This is a genomic window from Bradyrhizobium sp. 137, from assembly GCF_023074095.1.
In the GTDB taxonomy this organism is placed as follows: domain Bacteria; phylum Pseudomonadota; class Alphaproteobacteria; order Rhizobiales; family Xanthobacteraceae; genus Bradyrhizobium.
This window is the reverse complement of record NZ_JADPKU010000063.1, coordinates 224191-241062: the sequence shown is the minus strand read 5'-3', so window position 1 is coordinate 241062 and position 16872 is coordinate 224191. Positions and strand designations below refer to the sequence as shown.

Below are 16872 nucleotides of genomic sequence, written 5' to 3'. Positions count from 1 at the left end.
GATCGAGGGCCGGCTTCGGGCCAGCTTCGGCCGGAGGCCGCCTTCCGCCGATGTGAACCGTCGTATATGAGAGATTTGTCGCGGGAACGTGCCGAATCTCGCCACAGACGGAACGTAAGGCGGATGCGATTTCTTAATCCAGAGATCGCAATTTGACATTTGACCGACACCAGCGGACTGGCAGTTCGACCGAGGATGGCATGAAAAACCGATCGACGACGGCGCAATCCACCAGAGCGGTGCGGCGTCAGGGGCCTACCGGGATCATTGCGCTTGCGACGCTGGCCATGTTTGCGGCGGTGGCGCCGGTGACGGCTGCCAAGCAAGCCCGTCAGCCGGTCGAGGCGGTGGCGCCGCGCGTAGCCGGCGAGCCGATCATGGCGATCGTGTCGATCAAGAGCCAGCAGGTCACCTTCTACGATTCCGACGGCTGGATCCTGCGCGCGCCGGTGTCGACCGGCACCACGGGACGCGAGACGCCGGCGGGCGTCTTTGCCATCATCGAGAAGGACAAGGACCACCGCTCGACCATGTATGACGATGCCTGGATGCCGCACATGCAGCGCATCACCTGGAATGGCATCGCGCTGCACGGCGGGCCGCTGCCCGGCTATGCCGCCTCACATGGCTGCGTGCGCATGCCGTTCGGCTTTGCCGAGAATCTGTTCGACAAGACGTATATCGGGATGCGCGTGATCATCTCGCCCGACGATACGGTCCCGACCCAGTTCTCCCACCCCGCGCTTTTCATGCCGAAGCGGGAGGCCATTGCGGCGGCGCCGAGCCGTGCCGACAAGCTCTCCGCCGAGGCGGAGGAGGCCACCAGGGCCGCCGACGAGGCCAAGAAGGCCGCATCGGCAGCCGCAAAAGAAGCCGCTTCGCTGCCGGCGGCGCTGCGCAAGCTGGAACAGCAGAAGGCTCGCGCCGACGCCGAGCTCGCTTTCGCCGACAAGATGCTCGCGAACGCAAAGACCGATCAGGCCCGGACCAAGGCCGAGGAGCTGAAGCAGAAGGCCGCCGCCAAGGCTGCGGATGCAGCGACGCAGCTCGATGCCGCAAAGGCCGCGGCGCAGCCGAAGCGCGAGGCCGTCGCCGCCACCAAGGAGGCCGCCAAGGTCGCGGCGGCCAGGAAAGCCGACGCCGTGAAGGCGGCGACCGATGCAAAGCTCGCGCTCGAGCCGGTCTCGGTCTACATCAGTCGTGCGACGCAGAAGCTGTACGTGCGGCGAAACACCCACAAGCCGGCACCCGATGGCGGCGGCGAGGTGTTCGACACCAGCATCGAGGTCCCCGTCACGATCCGCAATCCAGACCAGCCGCTCGGCACGCATATCTTCACGGCGATGGCGAGGACCGATACGGGCCTGCGCTGGAGCGTGGTCACGATCGAAAACGGCGACGAGGCGAGGGCCGCGCTCGACCGGATCACCATCCCGCAGGACGTGCTCGATCGTATCGCGCCGACCGCGTTGCCGCGCTCCTCGATCATCATCTCGGACGAGCCGCTGAGCAGCGAGACCAACTATCGCACCGAGTTCGTCGCGGTGCTGAGCAATCAGCCGCAGGGCGGCTTCATCACCCGCAAGCCGACCGCGCCTGCCATGATCGCGAGCGATGACGGCTGGGACAATGGCGGCAACGGCTTCGGCTTCTTCTTCCAGCGCGATCCGTACGTGCAACCGGTCAATCCGCGCCGGAGAGGCCAGTATCAGTATTACCAATCGACGCAGCCGGTGCAGCGGGGCTTTTGGTAGCGACGCGGAGATCGCCTGCGGCGCAGGCTTACGGCCGCGCCGTGATCACCAGAGCCTGAATCTTGGCTTCGACCGGACCGGAGCCATGGCGCATCCGGATCGCCTCAGTGACCGCGTCAGTCGCAGCCTGAAGGTCGCCGCCGCTTCTTGCCTCGATCTCGCCGCGCAGCGGCGTGCCCTGGCAGTAGGCGATCGCCACGTATTCCGCCGTTGGCGCGCGGCTGATTGCGGATCGCGTTTCGATGGAGACGCTGCCAAAACCTGCCCGTTCGAGATCGGCCCTGATGATCGCATGGTCGAAATAGCCGTGCGGTGTCCGGGCCATGAAACGCGGCGGATCATCGGGAAACAGCTTGGCCAAGGCGATCGTTGTATCGTGGGCGAACACGTTGTCCTCGATGCGGTCCCAGACGTTGAAGAGGAACGTGCCGCTCGGCTTCAAAACGCGCTTTGCTTCGGAATAGCCCTTGACGCGATCCGGAAAGAACATGGCGCCGAACTGGCAGCAGACCACGTCGAATTCGGCGTCGCCGAACGCAAGGGCCAACGCATCCGCCTGGCGCCAGACAATGCGAGCATCGTCTGCCTGACGCTGCGCTGCAACCGCGAGCATCGGCTCGTTGAGATCGGTCGCAACATAGCGGACGCTGCGTGGCAGCGCCGCCGCCACGGCGCGCGTGACCGCGCCGGTGCCAGCCGCGATCTCGAGCAATACGGAAGGCGAGAGCGCGGCGACGCGTCTTGCGATGTCATCGGCATAGGCGGCGAAGATCATCGGGACGAGATATTCGTCGTAGAGTTTTGGGACGGAGCCGGCGAAAACCTTGTCGGTGTCGGTCATGCTTGCCTCGCTGAAGGTTCAGACGCGAGATCAAGCTACCATGGACCGCTAGCTCACCGCGCCAGCAAAGATGCGAACCAGGCCGGTTTCCGCATCGGGCGCGCTCCAGGCGGTGTCGGCCAAGCCGGCCATCCGTTCTACGATTTCGCCTCGCCGCTGCGGGCCGCACCGCGCAGACGCCCGCCGTCGATAGCGGGTTGAGCGGGATGTAAGGCGCCCAGCGTCCTATCGTGCGTGCGACCGCGCGCGACAGATTAGATGATCGAGCGAGATGTACCCGGGTCCGTAAGCCATGAGGGCAAGTGCCATGGCCGTCCAAGTGAGGTGAATCGGCCAGCCGTCGGGCACGGTGAGCTCGACGATAACGGTCATGAGCAATAATCCGAGCGCAGCGAACCGTGTGCCGAGACCCAGCACCAGCAGGATTGGAAACATGATCTCGCCACATCCCGACAGGAAGGCCATTACCGCCGGCGCAGGAAAGTGATAGGGCCCGCCGGGCAGGTGCAGCATGAACTCGTCGCTGAACAGCGTCACCGCGGTGTCGTTGAGTCTGAGGAAGCCGTCCCACTTGAGAATGCCCGAGCGCCAGAAGGGAACGGCGAGCGCCGCGCGCAGCACGAGCTGAACGAGCGAGGGCGCGGCAATCGTCCGTATCAGAGAGTTGGCCTTGTCGAGCAGCAACCCAAGTGATGGCAGGGCGCTTCCCGCAGTCATGCGTTGGTCGGTGATCATCATGCGTCTCCGAGAGCAAGCGAAGTGAATGCGCCAGCCTCGATCAGGCCGGTGATGTTGGAAGCGAGATCGAGATCGGGGCATGCATCCAGCGCCGACGCGGCGGCCCCGCCGAGTGGCTCGCCCGACGCAAGACGTTCGGCAAACACTGCGCCGCCGGGCGGAAGGCGCCGCACCATGACGTCGAATTCGGGCCGGGTGATCAACGCGTCTTCCGGCGTCGACGCGTCAATGCGCCCGACGGGTGCGTCGTCGCGGTTGGCGGCAAAGATCGTCACTGCCGAGAAGGGCGAGCGCACGATGCGCAGCGCCGGATGCGCGATGAAGACGAGATCGGCCAACCGTTCCGAGGCGAAGGCCGCCAGCGCAGCGGCCGATAACGGCGCGGCGTCCTGCGCATGGTAGGCATCGAGCCACGCCCGCTCGATGCGTGCAACATCCGCAAGCCAGGGCATTGTCTGCGCATACTCATAACGTGTGATGAAGTCGGCAAACTCGCGGCCATATTCGAACAGCAGCGGGGAAGTGGGCGGGCTGCTACGGATGTGGAAGCGCGCCATGGCACGGAAGAAATCAGGACCGGTGATGCGCTGCACCGCCGGATAGATCGCAGCGAGGGCATCGATCAGGCTCACCGTGACATTGTTGCGGTAGACGGCGTAGCGCTTGCCGGCGGCCTTGCCGTTCGGACCCGCCACGATCGCGGGCGCCGCCCGCGTGGGGTCCAGCAGTCCCGGCGTAAAGGCGGCGGCATAGGACAGGTCCTGCTCAGGTGGCATGACGGTCTCCCGCAGTCGCAGTCTGATTGCAGCGATCGAGGATTGCCTGTGCGGCGGCGGCTTCCGCCTGCAGCACCGGCCAGTCCGGAATCTTGCTATCCCATTCGATCAGCGTCGGCACGCCACCGCGGCGCCGGATGACGATCTCGAATAGCTTCCAAACGGCATCTGCGACCGGGCCGTCATGGCTGTCGATCAGCAGCAGGTCGCCTTCGTCATCGGCCTGCTCTGCGTGGCCGGCGAGGTGAATCTCCCCGACGTGCGCCAGCGGAAATTCCGCGAGGTACTCAAGCGCGGAGAATCCGTGATTGGTCGCGGATACGAAGACGTTGTTGATGTCGAGCAGCAGCCCGCAGCCGGTGCGTTCGGCAATGGCGCGGATGAAATCGGTCTCGCTCATCGACGATTCGCGAAAGGCGACATAGGTCGACGGATTTTCCAATAGCAACGGACGGCGGATCGCGTCCTGCACCTGGTCGATGTGGTCGCAGACGCAAGCCAGCGTCGCTTCGGTGTAGGGCAGCGGCAGAAGATCGTTGAAGAAGCTGGTCTCATGCGTTGACCAGGCAAGGTGTTCGGAGACCAGCGCTGGTTGGTAGCGAGCTACCAAACCTCGGAAGCGGGCCAGATGCGCCTTATCGAGCGGCGGGGGTCCGCCGATCGACATGCAGACGCCGTGCAGCGACAGCGGATGGTCGCGGCGGATCGCCTCCAGCGCGCGATGCGGCGGGCCGCCCGCGCCCATATAGTTTTCGGCATGTACCTCGAAGAAGCCGCATTGCCGGCCCGTGCTCAGGATGGCCTGGAGGTGCTCGGGCTTGAAGCTCGTCCCGGCAACACCGCCGATGGGAGCGGAGTAGCGGAGTGGCACCGCAGACGCCTCGGGCACGGTTGCCGTCGTCATTGTCTTCTCCGCTCTTCACTGTTGTCGTGGGCGCGACGCGGTGCATTAGACCGGCTTGAGCGAACCCTTCTTGCCGTTCGGCAGCTCGATGCTGGTGCAGGTGCCGCCCTGCACGAACTTCCAGGCGTTGCCTTGGAAATCGACGGTGGATGTGCCCTGGCAGGTCGTGCCCGGCCCCGCCGCGCAATCGTTCTGGCCCTTGAGCGCGACGCCGAAGCATTTTTCCTTTTTGGCGGCGACGGCCGCATCGGCCTCCGCCTTGGTCAGCGGACCGGCGGCCGCGAGGGTGGCGAGGGCGGTTGACACCGCGCCGGCGAGAACGATCGACGTGACGACGTGCTTGGCAGACATCGGAGTTTCTCCTGTTCGAAATGGCATCGCCTGGCAGGCGAAAGCGCATAATCTCCTTCGCTCCGCGCGCAGCGCGCGTTACTAAGAAGCTACTCACGAATCCGTGAGACCGCTTGGATCTGGCGCACGAAGGCGCGCTTGGGTCAGGATTAGCGGGCAGGCGGCCGTTCAAATCCAATGCGTTGGCGCTATTGAGACATTAGCGGGAGAGCATTGGCCGCGTCGGATTGGACCGGCCAGAGGTAACGAACGGCGGAAGCCAGCGAAGAGCAATGACAGGGGAGCCGTGTCCGACCGAAGGGGGGAAACAACCATGAACGTCGATCCAGGACGGCAGCTTCGGGCGATCGCCAGGCTAACGGTCAGCACGCCTGGCCGTCTCGGCCCTGGTCCCAACAAGTTCACCGGCGAAGCCGCGCGCGACCGCTGTCGGCAATATTCAGCCGCGGCGCCCGATGTCTCATGCCGTCCGGTTGCAGCGTTGACCGCGAAATAGCACGACGCAGAAGCGCGCGCCGTCCGCCAAACCGGTTGGCAAAGTCTGCCCAGCACGGGCATGATGCGGATATGAAAACCACGCTGCTCAAGCCCGAACACTACACCCGCTCGCCGTGGAAAAACGGCGGCGGCTTTTTCACCGACATCGCGGATGCCCATCGCGGTGATGCACCGGTGAAGGATTGGGACAGCCTGCTCTGGCGCTTTGCCAGTACGCCTATCGTTACGCCCGGTCCGTTCTCCTACATGCCCGGCATCGACCGCCTCCAGATGGTTGTGGGCGGGCGCGGGCTGGTGCTGAAGTCGCCTGCGCAGGAATTCGATGAACGAGAACCTTTCACGACCGTGCGCTTCGCCGGGGAGCTCGATATCGTGACGAAGCTCGAGGCCGGTCCGGTCGAGGTCGTGAACCTGATGGCGCGGCGTGGTGCGGTCGAGGTCGAGCTCGAAGCGCTCAGGCCGCCCGGCGATCGGTCGTTGTTTGCCGGCACGCATCTGGTTTACGCGGTTCGGGGCGATTGCAGCGTCCGTCTTGGCGGGGAGGGCTTCGCGATTCCCGATGGCGGCACGCTGAAGGTCGAACTCACCGAGCCGTCGAGCCTCGCGCTCGCATCGGGTCTGGCGGTGTTGGGGTCGATCCGGATCGTCGGTGAGATGGCGCCTCCCCAAACGGCGGCTGCGCACAAACCGGGCAACTGGCCAGGTTGACGCCGTCGCGCCGGAGCACGATATCTGCGCGATGCAGACCGCCGCTCAAAGGGGCAAGATATGGACGCGCCAGACATTCACGCCCCCGCCACGCAAGCCGACAATGTCGTCGACTGGTTGACCAACGGCACGCGCGACGAGCGCTTCGTCGATAACATCTTCGCGCAGATGTGCGTCCGCCTCCAGCAGGCCGGCATCCCGCTCAAGCGGTCGACGCTTCACATCCTGATCCATCACCCGCAATGGCTGGGAGCGCGGATGATGTGGTCCGACGGGATGCGCGAGGCGGAGATTGCACTTGTCGACTACGACGTTCGTGAGCGCTCCGAATACATCGGCAGCGCCGCCAATGAGATCCTTGAAGGCGCCGACGAGGTGCGCGAGCGGCTGGAGCAGGATCGTTCGCTCGGCCGCAGGCACGCGCTCTACGACGAGATGCGGGCGCGAGGCCTGACCGATTATGTGGCCTGGCCGCTCTACCACACGCTCGGCAAGCGCCACCTCGTCACCTTCGCCACCGATCGTCCCGGCGGGTTCGACGATGCGCATATCGCCGGCCTGAAGAAGCTGCTGCCGGTGTTAGCGCTGGTCAGCGAGATCCGCGTCAAGAACCGCCTGGCGCGCACGCTGCTCGAGACCTATGTCGGCCACCATGCCGGCGAGTTGATCCTGGCCGGCGCCACCAGGCGCGGTACCGGCACGACGGTGCGCGCCGCGATCATGATCTGCGACCTCAGAGACTTCACAAAAATCTCGGACAATTGGCCGCGCGATGACGTCATCGATCTCCTTAACGACTATTTCGACGCGATGTCCGAACCCATCGCGCGGTATGGCGGCGAAATCCTCAAATTCATCGGCGACGGCCTGCTCGCCATCTTCCCGCTCAGCCAGCCCGACGCTTGCGCCAACCTGCTCCATGCCGTGACCGAAGCCCGCAAGGCCATGGCCGCCTTGAACGAGCGGAACAGTGCGACCAGCCGCGCGCCGCTCAATTACGGTATCGGCGTCCATGTCGGCGACGTCATGTACGGCAATATCGGTTCAACCAGCCGGCTCGATTTCACCGTGATCGGCCCCGCCGTCAACATGGCCTCGCGCCTGGAGGCGCTCACGAAGCAGCTCGGACGAACGGTGCTGCTGTCGCGCGCCTTCGCCGAACTGGTGGAGAAGGAGTTCGCGCTGGAGCATGTCGGCCAGCACGAGGTGCGCGGCTTCAGCGACCCGATCGAGCTGTTTGCGTATCAGGGGTGAGCGGCGCACGGCGCCGGCTGAATTCGACCCAGCGGCGCCTATTTGCGGTTCGAGCCGGAGTTCGGCATGGCCTGCTGACCGCCCTGGGTTTGCCTGGGGTCGTTGTCCCCTGGCCGGGTCGTTGATGACTTGGCCGGCGCGCTCGCGCCGCCGCTGTTGTTATCCGATGACGTATTGAGGCCCGAGGCGCCTGCTCCGGTCGTGCCGCCTGTCCCGGTCGAATCGATGCTCGACCCGGTCCTGGACGCACCCGCGCCGCCTTGCGCAAGCGCGATGGATTGAGACGCGAGCGCCGCAATGAGCCCTGCGATGACGAGTGCTTTCATGTCCGCTCCTTTGCGCAAAGCCAGGCAGCCCCGGCCCGGCGGTCCGGGGGCGGGGGTCGAGCCGAGGCCGCCATTTGCCGGAATTGTGGAACCCCGGCGGCAGGCCAATGCGCGGGAACGCCGGGCGTTCCTATTCCCGGTTGGCCGAAGCTATGCCGCTAGGCTGACCAGCGATCCTGCTCTTCCTGGTGAGCATGCTCGTTCAGGCGGTCGGCGATTTGGTCCGCAATCTGCTCCGACTCGGCCGAGGCGACGGGGTCGCCCTTGTGTGTCTTCAATTTGTCCTTGTCGGCTTCGATCGGGAAGTCGTCAGGGGTCAGTCCGGCTTCCTTGCTCATGGCGCGCCTCGCTGTGTCCAGAGTCCGGAAAACACGCGTGAAGGCTGATCGTTGCTATGAAGACGAAGGCCCATTGACGGAGCAAAGTCAGGCGCCGCCAACTGCCCGGATGACGGTCCCGCTCCCGCCGCAGGTGGCGCAGGAAGCGCCGTCAATGCGCCCCTTGCCGTGACAATCCGGACAAACATCTTCGCCGGTCCCGGTCGTTCCCCGCGGGGCTTCGTCACCGGGATTGAGCGTTGGCTGCGTCCCCGTCTTTGCGCTTTGCACGTCGAAAGTCTTGGCCTTGGTCATCTGCACCTCCTCGAAAGGACTGCAACGCGCCTTGCCGCAGGAAGTGCCAATTGGCTGAAACCATGCGAGTCGGGACCTCGGAATATCTCTCCCCACCGGGAACAGCGCGATCGCATATGACAGCTGCGAGGCCAGCGAACGTGCTCGGCCTGCATGGTTCGCAACGCCCCGCTGAGGCCGGCTCCTCGCCATGCGGGCCCCAAGATTTGGCCGCAACCTAGGCCTCATCCTGAGCGCCTGCCGCCGGGACGACGTTTGGCTTCGGAGCCCGCCGAACCTGTGAACGGCGAGCCCCGCCAGGGCGGCAGCGTCAGTCTATTCGGACATTGATTGTCTCTACGGCCGATCGCTCACGCGGCGCGCCGGCCGGTGATTGCTACTTCTCGACAGCCCCCGACCAGTCCTTGAAGCCGCCGACGTTGTAGACCTTCTCGTACCCCATATCCTTCAAGAGCTTCCCGGCCAGCGCCGATCTGCCGCCAGACGCGCAGTAGAGAATGACGGTCTTGCTCTTGTCGAACGCCTTGTCGTGATACGGCGACTCTGGATCGGCGCGAAACTCCAGCATCCCGCGCGAGACATTCACGGCGCCCGCGATCTTGCCGCTGGCGGCAACTTCCGGGGCATCGCGAACGTCCACCACAAGCGTGTCGCCGTTCTTGATCATCTCGGCCGCTTGGTCCGAGGTGATCTTGGGGACTGCCGCGTTCGCGGCTTCCAGCATTTGCTTGACGCTTGTTGACATCTTTTCTCTCTCCCTTGCTGCCCTCGCATGAGGATAGCACATCGATCTGTGCTTCGCCTGCTCCTGTCGGTGGACGTCGGCCCCATGGATTCCACCGCGCCGAACGATGGCAAAGCCCTATTGCCGATGCAGGATTGTACGAATAGGCTCCGTCCCGAAAGCGCTCAACGGTCCCTCGATCGGCCGCACATTCATGCCCAAATTCCTTCGCATCGGAGTCCTTCAGTCGAACGTATCCGGATACACCTCAAAGGCCTGGTGCATTCGGCGGGTCGGCTCGACGGTCTTCCTGAAATGGGGCGCCGTGGAGGTCAATGGCGCCGGCGATGGGCGCAAGGTCTCCTGGTCGCGATCGCCGCAGGAGAAGACGATCCGTTGCGGCACGGCGCAGCGCGCGCAGGACTACGCCAAAGCAGCGATCGCTCGGCGCCGCAGCCATCGCTATGAGCCGCTGACCGGACCGATCGCGCTGCGGCGTCGGTCCGCGAACGGTGGCGCCGAGCTCAAGCAGGCGCTCGCCACCATCCTGATCGTCGATATCGTCGGCTCGACCGCGAAGGCTGCGAAGCTCGGCGATGCGCGTTGGACCAAGGTGATGGGCCATTATTACGCGGCCGTCCGCAAGGAATTGAAGAGCTCGCGCGGCAAGGAAGTCGTGACCACCGGCGACGGCGTGCTGGCGACGTTCAAGAAGCCCGCCGCCGGCGTCAATTGCGCGACCGCGATCCAGAAAGCCGTGCGCACGCTGGGCCTCGAGATCAGGGTCGGCTTGCACGCCGGCGAATACACCATCAGCGGCGGCGAGATGGTCGGCCTCGCCTTCCACATCGGCACCCGCGTGGCCGCCAAGGCGCGCGCCGGGGAGGTTTTGGTCTCGAGCGCGGTGAAGGAGCTGATGAAGACGCAATCTGCGATCAGCTTGAAGGATCACGGCGTGCACCGGCTGAAGGGTGTGCCGGAAAGGTGGAGGCTGTGGCGGGTGGAGGGGTGAAGGGACGTCTGGGCGGGGAGGCAGTTCGCCTCCGGTTTTCGAACCTGCCAATAAATTGAAATTTGGTGCACTGTCACCGTAATCGCCGCTTGAGCGATAGAAATCAGGTCAGACGGACACGCAAGAGCACTGACTTGGTGCGCACCGAAATGCGGCAACGGGCGACCAAGCGTGCGCTTCAGGTGCAGTGGCTTGGCGAGCACCGACAAGTTCATAATTTGGGTGATGGGCGCGGCGGGACCCGAACCGGCAACCAGACCGTTATGAGCGGCCAGGCGCGGGAGCGCGCAAAGGCCGAGCGCCGCGAGGGGGCGCCCGGCTAACGACCGTCGGACATGAGGAATGATCGCTCAGACTGGAACCGTCGCGGTTGCATTCTTGGCCGCCATGGCTGCAGGTCTCGCCGCCGCCGCGATGGCATCCGCCTTGAGCCGTACCAATTCGCCTGCGAGACACGGCCCGTGGTCGGATTGCCGCTTCGCGACCTGGCAATCGCCGAGGCGATTCCGGCCGCGGGCCCATCCGAACTCGCGCAGTCCTCGGCGAAACGCCTCCAGGGTGCGCCCGCCAACTGTGCGCCACGCGTCCTGAGGGGCGCGCACACTCATCTGCAGTGCAATGATCGGCTGCGACCTGGGTTTGATCTTGATCAAGTTCAGCAGCGTCGCCGCCACGATCATCGTTAGGACGCCACCGACGCTGAGCGTGATCTGCATCGCAAGCCCCTCCGATATGTCGAGCAAAGCCAGGAGACTGACCAGCGTAAGCAGAACGCCGAGGCAGAAGATTGGCAACGAGTTCTTGCCACAGAGGATGGCGCCGCGCATCACCGCAGTCGTCAATGCTTGTCGATTGGGTGGCACGAGCCATACCGCTACAACCGCAAGAGCCAAGAAATGCAATAGACGCAACGGATCGAGATTCGATTTGTCTACCGGATAAGCCAACTTCGTCAGCCCCTGCGGGATCAACGCTTCCAGCGGCTTGATTCTCCAGCTCAATGCGATGACGAGGCTGACGACCAGATAGAGAATGGCAGGCGCAAGCGCCATGCGTGACGTTAGCCAGGGGCGCACTCTTTCGCCCTCGATTATCACCCACGCGCCAAGCACCACCAGCAGCTGCCAGGCCAGTGGATTGAAAGCCCAGTGGCCGTTCGGCCACGCCGGCAAGGACCAGCCGAACATATGCACCAGCGCATAAAGCGCCAGCGAGGCGCCCAGCGTCAGGTTCGGCAGTCGGAGCAGCAACCACAGCAACGGCGCGAACAAGAGGTGGAGAAGCACGAAGATCGGCAACACGTCGGTATTGACCGGGCGGTATTGCAGAATTGCCGCGTGCGCGAGCGTCGCGCCAGGCTGGTCCAGCAGAATGCGCGTATTGCTCTCGTCAGCAAGGCGTTCCACGCCAGCGATGTGGACTAGGATGGCGCAGGCGAGCGTGAGCAGAAGAAATGCGATATAGATGTCCCAGCTTCGCCGCAGCGTGCGGCGGATCACGCTGGTCCATCCTTCGCAGCTCCATACCTTGCCGTAGGCCAGTGCGCAGGTGACGCCCGAAACGAACATGAACACTTCCGCGGCATCGCTGAAGCCGTAGTTCCGTAGCGTCAGCCAGCTTCCAATGTTATGGGGGACATGATCAAGAAAGATGCACCAGAGCGCGATGCCGCGGCAGGCGTCAATGCGCAGGTCGCGGCCGTTGGCTTTCAGCTCCGGCAGCGCGGCCGCGGATGGCTTCGGGGTGGCGGTTCGGTCATGCATTGGCTTGCCTCGTCCAGCGTGCGCGCACGCTTCAAGAGGAACGATCGACAGGAATCGAATCTGACAAAAAAGCGGCCTGCGGCGGCGGGTTCGTGACAGCGCAGCAGTCCAGCGTTGCTTCACACCGACCGGGCCACGACAGCAATTGAGACAATGGCCGCGCTGAGCAAAAAGCTGGTGGAGAAGCTGACTGTCGACATCATCGTTCAAGTGGCGCAGTGTGTAAACCGGTCGGAGGTCGGTACAGAGAGGTGCCTAGGTCCTATGACCAAGGTACCGTCCGGGCCGCGGCATCTATTTGACGCCGGTGAGACACGTGATGAGCAATTCATCGCTCGCGTGGACGAAGGACCAGTGAGCTTCGCGCTTCGTGTAGTTCGCGTTGCTTACGATGTGTGCCGATTGCAACCATAGCACACAGCAGCCCGCGGCTCCTACTTTGAGTGCGGGCGGCGAACCGCTGGACCAGAGATAGCAGATGGACGGTTTCGAAGCTGGGTGTATGATTTTTCATTGATCTCCGGGCGTCAGAAGACGGAGAGCATTTTTATGAAGGTACTTATTGTTGACGATCACACATTGATTCGCGAAGCGTTGCACGCTGTCCTGAAGGAGTTGAAGCGAGAAGCCGTGATATTGGAAGCATCGAGCAGTCGAGAGGCCATGCACATTGTCGAGGAGCATCCCGATATCAGCCTCATTTTGCTCGATATCAATTTGCCTGACCGCGACGGCTTCTCTGTCCTTTGCGAACTGCGCCAGCGCTATGCGACGATTGCTATCGTCATTCTCTCGTCCTCCGATGATCAGGATACGGTCAGGCGCGCTTTCAAACTTGGCGCGCTGGGTTTCATCCCGAAGACCACGGAACGTGAAGTGATGCTCAACGCCATTGAGTTGGTGTTCTCCGGCGGAGTCTACATTCCCTCCAAGATTCTGGAGGAAACAGCGGGTCCGCGGTTCGCAGATAAACCTTTGGCTCGCGACTCGCTCAAGGGACTCGGGTTGACCGATCGTCAGATCGACGTACTGGCGCTCCTGATGAAAGGAAAAAGCAACAAGGTCATTGCCAGGACGCTCAATATGGCAGTGCCGACGGTGAAGAACCACATCACGTTCGTTCTCAAGGCACTCGGCGTGGCGACGCGCACCGAGGCCGTCATAAAAGTCGGAAAAATGGGCTGGGAATGGCCGCCGAAATCCGAATCATGAAACTGCCCCCGTGCCTCTTTCACCATCATGATTCCTAAGGAGCTCATGCATGACAGCGCGGAGCCGCATCGGGTCGACGGGCTTGTGCAGCAAAATGTATCCTCTGTCCCTAGCGTCCCGCAGAGGTTCAGCTGCGGTATCGCCGCTGATGAGAATGGCGGGAATTGACGAGCCAAACGCTGCATTGATTTGTTCAATAGCCCGGATTCCGGTCTTCCCGCTTGCGAGATGATAGTCCGAGATTATGAGATCGGGGCGTTGTGCGCACTCGGCAAGCCGGACCAGTGCAGCTTCGTCGGATCCGGCGGCAAGAACCGAATATCCCCATTTGCTAAGCAATCCGCCCGTTCCCTCCTGCACGATCGGAGTATCGGCAATAACAAGGATTGCCTTGCCGTCGGCCGCCAAGGCGCCGGGGTAGGGTAAGTCGGCGGGCGCCGCGGACCTGACGCATTGATCGACTCTCGGAACCAGGATCGCAAATCGCGAACCTCGGCCCACCGTCGAAGCCAGGTCGATTTGATGGTTGAGAAGCAGGCGAAGCTTGTCGACAATAGCGAGGCCGAGGCCGAGTCCGCCGGACCGGTTCTGTTCTGAGGTAGGAACTTGAAAGAACTCGCCAAAGATATTCTGCTGTTGATCCTCGGGAATGCCGGGACCGGTGTCGCATACTTCGATACGCAACATTTCACCGCGCCGACGACATCCGACCAGAATCCCGCCCTGCAACGTATAGCGCACCGCATTTGATACAAGATTCAGCATGATGCGTTCGAGCAGCATCGCGTCGCTTCGCACCCAGGCGTCACTTGGCCTGACGCGTAGCCGCAAACCTTTCTTTTGCGTCGCCTGGTCAAACGCCGTCTCGATTTTTTGCAACAGGCGTCCGATCGGGAACTCGGTGATTTTGGGGGTAAGCATCCCGGCATCGAGCCTGGAAATGTCCAGGAGCGAATTGAACATTTCATCCATTTCCTTGCGGGTTGCGTCGACCCGTTCGATCGTTCTTGTCCTTTCCTCCGGCTTGAGCGGCGTGCGCAGCTGGGCGACGAACAAGCCCAACGCATGTAAAGGCTGCCGCAAATCATGGCTTGCCATGGCGAGAAAGCGCGACTTCGCTGTGTTGGCGAGCTCCAGTTCCTGCGTGCGCTCTGCGACCTTCTGCTCGAGTTCGACGTGCGCGCGGCGCAGGTTTCCTTCCGCGTTCTTGCGGACTTCGACATCCGCGCTCAGCAGCAAGCTTGGAACGGTTATACTGATCAAGAACATCAACACCAGCAGGAATGACGCATTGCGATCTGGCGTCGCAAAGGGGCCGCCGCCCGTGTGCGTTGCCCAAATCGTAATGCCCGCAAGCACGAGGGCAACCGTTGCGGTATCGCGTGGACCGCGACGCAGGGCCGCCCATAGCATGGGCAGGATCGCCAGAAAGCCGAGTGGATCTCGGCCGGGCGTCTGCTCGATCAGGGGGCTGAAAGCAATGAGGCCAACAGCCGCCGCTGTCGCGAGGACCCCGGCCGTTTCCAAAAAATCGTGCCGGTTGAAGCCATGATGTTGGTTTGATGCCCACAGCACGATAACAGGGGTAATGACCAGTGCGCCGGTCACGTCTCCCAGCCACCAGGTGATCCACGCGTCCGCGAAATTCTTCGGCTCGATGTACCCGAAGAGTGCCAGGCTGCTCAGTCCAATGCTGGCGCTGATCGGTGTCGCGATCACGACGCAGATCAGGGTAAACTTTGCAACAGAATCTGGCGTTGAAAACGTCTCACAGCCGCCTGACCACCGCTTAATGAGATACGCGCCGGCAACCGCTTCGAGCGAGTTGCCTGTTGCAATCGCAAATGCGGTGGCAACGCAGCCGGCCGTCGTCGCATTGGCGATCATCGCCGCCGCAAAAATTGCGGGCCAAGTTCGATATCCCCACAACAGCACCGCCGCCAGCGCGACACCTGTCGGCGGCCAAATTGGCGTTGCGCTGGGATGGATAGAGGCGAGGGCAAGGCCGCCCTTTGCCGAGGCGAGATAGATCGCTCCAATCACGACCAAACCGCCGACGTAGCTGAGGCCGCGGTATGCATCCATGTCGGAAGCTGCTGATCGTTGATCGGACATGGTCGGCGTCCGGACTAGGCAATTGGATCGTTCACATGACTGACTGTTGATCTCTTGGCCGAAAATCAAAGATCGCTAGCTCGATACGGCAGATGCGCTCAGATCGAAATGATCACCGCACTGCTGGCGGACCAAGAGACGGCGCGTGCGATGGAGGAGCATCCGGCCGGCTTGCGGTCAATCCGTGCGGATCGCCTCAGCACCAATGGGAGACGAACAGCCGCCGTTGCGCCCGGAGAAATTCGCGCCGTCTCGTGTTCACCCGAGCTTTCGGGGGACGCATCGTACGACGAAGACAGGCTCTCCGAAAGGGCTGGATTTGGATCCGGACCAAGTCGCTGTGTGCGACCAGGGCCCTATCTCTCGTTGGAGTCTCGGGACCAAACCACTTGCACGATAGGTGCTGTGGCGGACCGGAAGCGCAGCTTGGCTCCGGAATAGAAGCATCCCCATGACCGATGAGATGCTGAGTCCGTTTGCGTCGGCGGTGGCGTTTGCGATGAGCGGCGCAATTCTCCTTTGGTCGAACCATCGCCAACTCGAACTCGTCTTTGAGGCGATCGTGTCCGCAACTTTGTATTTCCTGGCGACGAAGGACTACACCAGACGGCGGCTCTTACAGCGGTACGGAAGGGACAACGTCGACCTAGTCGGCCGTTCGATGCAACAGACTCTCAACGTTGTTGCCCCGGGTTGGTGCGATAGAGCCGCGGGATCTACACTCAAGAAGAAGAGCCGGCGCCGGACCCGGATCTGGATCGGTAGTTGGTCGCCGTTGAAGCAAAACAACGAGTAGCTACACAGGCAATTTCTGGTGCCGCCTCCAACCGAAAGACAATGGAAAGCTGCTAACCATTGATCCACTGGTGGGCCCGGCAGGATTCGAACCTGCAACCAGACCGTTATGAGCGGCAGAATTTCGATCAGGTTCGTTGACCTTCGTGCGTTTTTGTTCGAGTCCGATGGCCTTCGTTCCGTTTCGTTCACGCCGTTTCTGGTGCGAAACTGGTGCGGTGCCTCGAAACTGGCCTGAGGGCCACACAAGCCGGCGATCGGCAGAAGGGTCCAAGAGCGGACCAAATCGGCCATGATTGCTTTCACGATTGGCCCTTTGCGGTAGTTCGGCACGGATCTGATCCGCTCATCCAGGCACGTGCCGGACAACCGCGCGCGCTTAATGAGCGCTTAACGCTTTTGCGCAACAGATAGATTACCAGCGCGCAGTTAGTCCTTAGTTACGAGTGCGAACCGACCTCCCGCGGAG

General features: G+C 62.7%; 18 protein-coding genes and 1 tRNA gene. 7 read left to right on the top strand and 12 right to left on the bottom strand.

What is annotated here, in order from left to right; genetic code table 11:
- Positions 1-200: 200 nt before the first annotated feature.
- A complete protein-coding gene (locus IVA78_RS20265; RefSeq protein WP_247416084.1) occupies positions 201-1754 on the top strand; it encodes a L,D-transpeptidase in 1554 nt (517 codons plus the stop codon).
- A gap of 28 nt (positions 1755-1782) precedes the next feature.
- Here IVA78_RS20265 and IVA78_RS20260 read toward each other — a convergent pair whose 3' ends face one another.
- The 5 genes from IVA78_RS20260 to IVA78_RS20240 all read right to left on the bottom strand — a co-directional run bounded on the left by IVA78_RS20260 (position 1783) and on the right by IVA78_RS20240 (position 5364).
- Positions 1783-2595 carry a class I SAM-dependent methyltransferase gene (locus tag IVA78_RS20260; protein WP_247416083.1) on the bottom strand — a complete coding sequence of 271 codons (813 nt, stop codon included), beginning with the start codon at positions 2593-2595 and terminating at the stop codon, positions 1783-1785.
- 225 nt (positions 2596-2820) lie between these two features.
- Complete coding sequence (locus IVA78_RS20255) at positions 2821-3330, bottom strand: DoxX family protein (protein WP_247416168.1); 510 nt, start codon at positions 3328-3330, stop codon at positions 2821-2823.
- The gene (locus IVA78_RS20250) at positions 3330-4109 is read right to left on the bottom strand and encodes a DNA-binding domain-containing protein (protein ID WP_247416080.1); all 780 of its coding nucleotides are present in this window, start codon (positions 4107-4109) and stop codon (positions 3330-3332) included. The genes IVA78_RS20255 and IVA78_RS20250 overlap by 1 nt, the downstream gene beginning before the upstream one ends.
- Positions 4099-5013 (bottom strand): DUF692 domain-containing protein, encoded by a 915-nt coding sequence (locus IVA78_RS20245; RefSeq protein WP_247416077.1) that lies wholly within the window; start codon positions 5011-5013, stop codon positions 4099-4101. The genes IVA78_RS20250 and IVA78_RS20245 overlap by 11 nt, the downstream gene beginning before the upstream one ends.
- A gap of 45 nt (positions 5014-5058) precedes the next feature.
- Positions 5059-5364 (bottom strand): DUF2282 domain-containing protein, encoded by a 306-nt coding sequence (locus IVA78_RS20240; protein ID WP_247416074.1) that lies wholly within the window; start codon positions 5362-5364, stop codon positions 5059-5061.
- Positions 5365-5677: 313 nt separating this feature from the next.
- On the opposite strand from IVA78_RS20240, the gene IVA78_RS20235 reads away from it, so the two are divergent.
- The 3 genes from IVA78_RS20235 to IVA78_RS20225 all read left to right on the top strand — a co-directional run bounded on the left by IVA78_RS20235 (position 5678) and on the right by IVA78_RS20225 (position 7824).
- The gene (locus IVA78_RS20235) at positions 5678-5860 is read left to right on the top strand and encodes a hypothetical protein (RefSeq protein WP_247416072.1); all 183 of its coding nucleotides are present in this window, start codon (positions 5678-5680) and stop codon (positions 5858-5860) included.
- A 71-nt stretch (positions 5861-5931) separates the two neighbouring features.
- Positions 5932-6570 carry a HutD family protein gene (locus IVA78_RS20230; protein ID WP_247416071.1) on the top strand — a complete coding sequence of 213 codons (639 nt, stop codon included), beginning with the start codon at positions 5932-5934 and terminating at the stop codon, positions 6568-6570.
- Between the two features lie 60 nt (positions 6571-6630).
- Positions 6631-7824: an adenylate/guanylate cyclase domain-containing protein gene (locus IVA78_RS20225; RefSeq protein ID WP_247416070.1), complete on the top strand. Its 1194-nt coding sequence runs from the start codon at positions 6631-6633 to the stop codon at positions 7822-7824.
- Between the two features lie 38 nt (positions 7825-7862).
- Here IVA78_RS20225 and IVA78_RS20220 read toward each other — a convergent pair whose 3' ends face one another.
- From IVA78_RS20220 to IVA78_RS20205, 4 genes are all read right to left on the bottom strand, one after another.
- Positions 7863-8150: a hypothetical protein gene (locus tag IVA78_RS20220; protein WP_247280811.1), complete on the bottom strand. Its 288-nt coding sequence runs from the start codon at positions 8148-8150 to the stop codon at positions 7863-7865.
- Between the two features lie 158 nt (positions 8151-8308).
- A complete protein-coding gene (locus IVA78_RS20215) occupies positions 8309-8488 on the bottom strand; it encodes a hypothetical protein (protein WP_247280810.1) in 180 nt (59 codons plus the stop codon).
- Positions 8489-8575: 87 nt separating this feature from the next.
- Positions 8576-8782, bottom strand: coding sequence for a hypothetical protein (locus IVA78_RS20210; protein WP_247416068.1), 207 nt, complete (start codon positions 8780-8782; stop codon positions 8576-8578).
- 376 nt (positions 8783-9158) lie between these two features.
- Complete coding sequence (locus tag IVA78_RS20205) at positions 9159-9527, bottom strand: rhodanese-like domain-containing protein (protein ID WP_247280808.1); 369 nt, start codon at positions 9525-9527, stop codon at positions 9159-9161.
- A 193-nt stretch (positions 9528-9720) separates the two neighbouring features.
- Here IVA78_RS20205 and IVA78_RS20200 point away from each other — a divergent pair, with 193 nt between their 5' ends.
- The gene (locus IVA78_RS20200; protein ID WP_247416040.1) at positions 9721-10518 is read left to right on the top strand and encodes an adenylate/guanylate cyclase domain-containing protein; all 798 of its coding nucleotides are present in this window, start codon (positions 9721-9723) and stop codon (positions 10516-10518) included.
- A 350-nt stretch (positions 10519-10868) separates the two neighbouring features.
- Here IVA78_RS20200 and IVA78_RS20195 read toward each other — a convergent pair whose 3' ends face one another.
- On the bottom strand, positions 10869-12281 hold the full coding sequence (locus IVA78_RS20195) for an OpgC domain-containing protein (RefSeq protein WP_247416038.1): 1413 nt from the start codon (positions 12279-12281) through the stop codon (positions 10869-10871).
- A gap of 549 nt (positions 12282-12830) precedes the next feature.
- On the opposite strand from IVA78_RS20195, the gene IVA78_RS20190 reads away from it, so the two are divergent.
- On the top strand, positions 12831-13493 hold the full coding sequence (locus IVA78_RS20190; protein ID WP_247280805.1) for a response regulator transcription factor: 663 nt from the start codon (positions 12831-12833) through the stop codon (positions 13491-13493).
- Here the strand turns inward: IVA78_RS20190 and IVA78_RS20185 are convergent.
- Positions 13488-15608 (bottom strand): MASE1 domain-containing protein, encoded by a 2121-nt coding sequence (locus tag IVA78_RS20185; RefSeq protein WP_247467328.1) that lies wholly within the window; start codon positions 15606-15608, stop codon positions 13488-13490. The genes IVA78_RS20190 and IVA78_RS20185 overlap by 6 nt on opposite strands.
- A gap of 451 nt (positions 15609-16059) precedes the next feature.
- Here IVA78_RS20185 and IVA78_RS20180 point away from each other — a divergent pair, with 451 nt between their 5' ends.
- Positions 16060-16404, top strand: coding sequence for a hypothetical protein (locus IVA78_RS20180; RefSeq protein ID WP_247416034.1), 345 nt, complete (start codon positions 16060-16062; stop codon positions 16402-16404).
- Between the two features lie 68 nt (positions 16405-16472).
- Here the strand turns inward: IVA78_RS20180 and IVA78_RS20175 are convergent.
- A tRNA-Met gene (locus IVA78_RS20175) sits at positions 16473-16545 on the bottom strand.
- Between the last annotated feature and the right edge of the window lie 327 nt (positions 16546-16872).

Coding starts and splice junctions, on each gene's coding strand:
- IVA78_RS20195 (WP_247416038.1), bottom strand. CDS start 12,281: ATGCATGACCGAACCGCCACCCCGAAGCCATCCGCGGCCGCGCTGCCG.
- IVA78_RS20185 (WP_247467328.1), bottom strand. CDS start 15,608: ATGTCCGATCAACGATCAGCAGCTTCCGACATGGATGCATACCGCGGC.
- IVA78_RS20210 (WP_247416068.1), bottom strand. CDS start 8,782: ATGACCAAGGCCAAGACTTTCGACGTGCAAAGCGCAAAGACGGGGACG.
- IVA78_RS20225 (WP_247416070.1), top strand. CDS start 6,631: ATGGACGCGCCAGACATTCACGCCCCCGCCACGCAAGCCGACAATGTC.
- IVA78_RS20200 (WP_247416040.1), top strand. CDS start 9,721: ATGCCCAAATTCCTTCGCATCGGAGTCCTTCAGTCGAACGTATCCGGA.
- IVA78_RS20180 (WP_247416034.1), top strand. CDS start 16,060: ATGACCGATGAGATGCTGAGTCCGTTTGCGTCGGCGGTGGCGTTTGCG.
- IVA78_RS20240 (WP_247416074.1), bottom strand. CDS start 5,364: ATGTCTGCCAAGCACGTCGTCACGTCGATCGTTCTCGCCGGCGCGGTG.
- IVA78_RS20255 (WP_247416168.1), bottom strand. CDS start 3,330: ATGATCACCGACCAACGCATGACTGCGGGAAGCGCCCTGCCATCACTT.
- IVA78_RS20245 (WP_247416077.1), bottom strand. CDS start 5,013: ATGACGACGGCAACCGTGCCCGAGGCGTCTGCGGTGCCACTCCGCTAC.
- IVA78_RS20190 (WP_247280805.1), top strand. CDS start 12,831: ATGAAGGTACTTATTGTTGACGATCACACATTGATTCGCGAAGCGTTG.
- IVA78_RS20265 (WP_247416084.1), top strand. CDS start 201: ATGAAAAACCGATCGACGACGGCGCAATCCACCAGAGCGGTGCGGCGT.
- IVA78_RS20260 (WP_247416083.1), bottom strand. CDS start 2,595: ATGACCGACACCGACAAGGTTTTCGCCGGCTCCGTCCCAAAACTCTAC.
- IVA78_RS20250 (WP_247416080.1), bottom strand. CDS start 4,109: ATGCCACCTGAGCAGGACCTGTCCTATGCCGCCGCCTTTACGCCGGGA.
- IVA78_RS20220 (WP_247280811.1), bottom strand. CDS start 8,150: ATGAAAGCACTCGTCATCGCAGGGCTCATTGCGGCGCTCGCGTCTCAA.
- IVA78_RS20205 (WP_247280808.1), bottom strand. CDS start 9,527: ATGTCAACAAGCGTCAAGCAAATGCTGGAAGCCGCGAACGCGGCAGTC.
- IVA78_RS20230 (WP_247416071.1), top strand. CDS start 5,932: ATGAAAACCACGCTGCTCAAGCCCGAACACTACACCCGCTCGCCGTGG.
- IVA78_RS20215 (WP_247280810.1), bottom strand. CDS start 8,488: ATGAGCAAGGAAGCCGGACTGACCCCTGACGACTTCCCGATCGAAGCC.
- IVA78_RS20235 (WP_247416072.1), top strand. CDS start 5,678: ATGAACGTCGATCCAGGACGGCAGCTTCGGGCGATCGCCAGGCTAACG.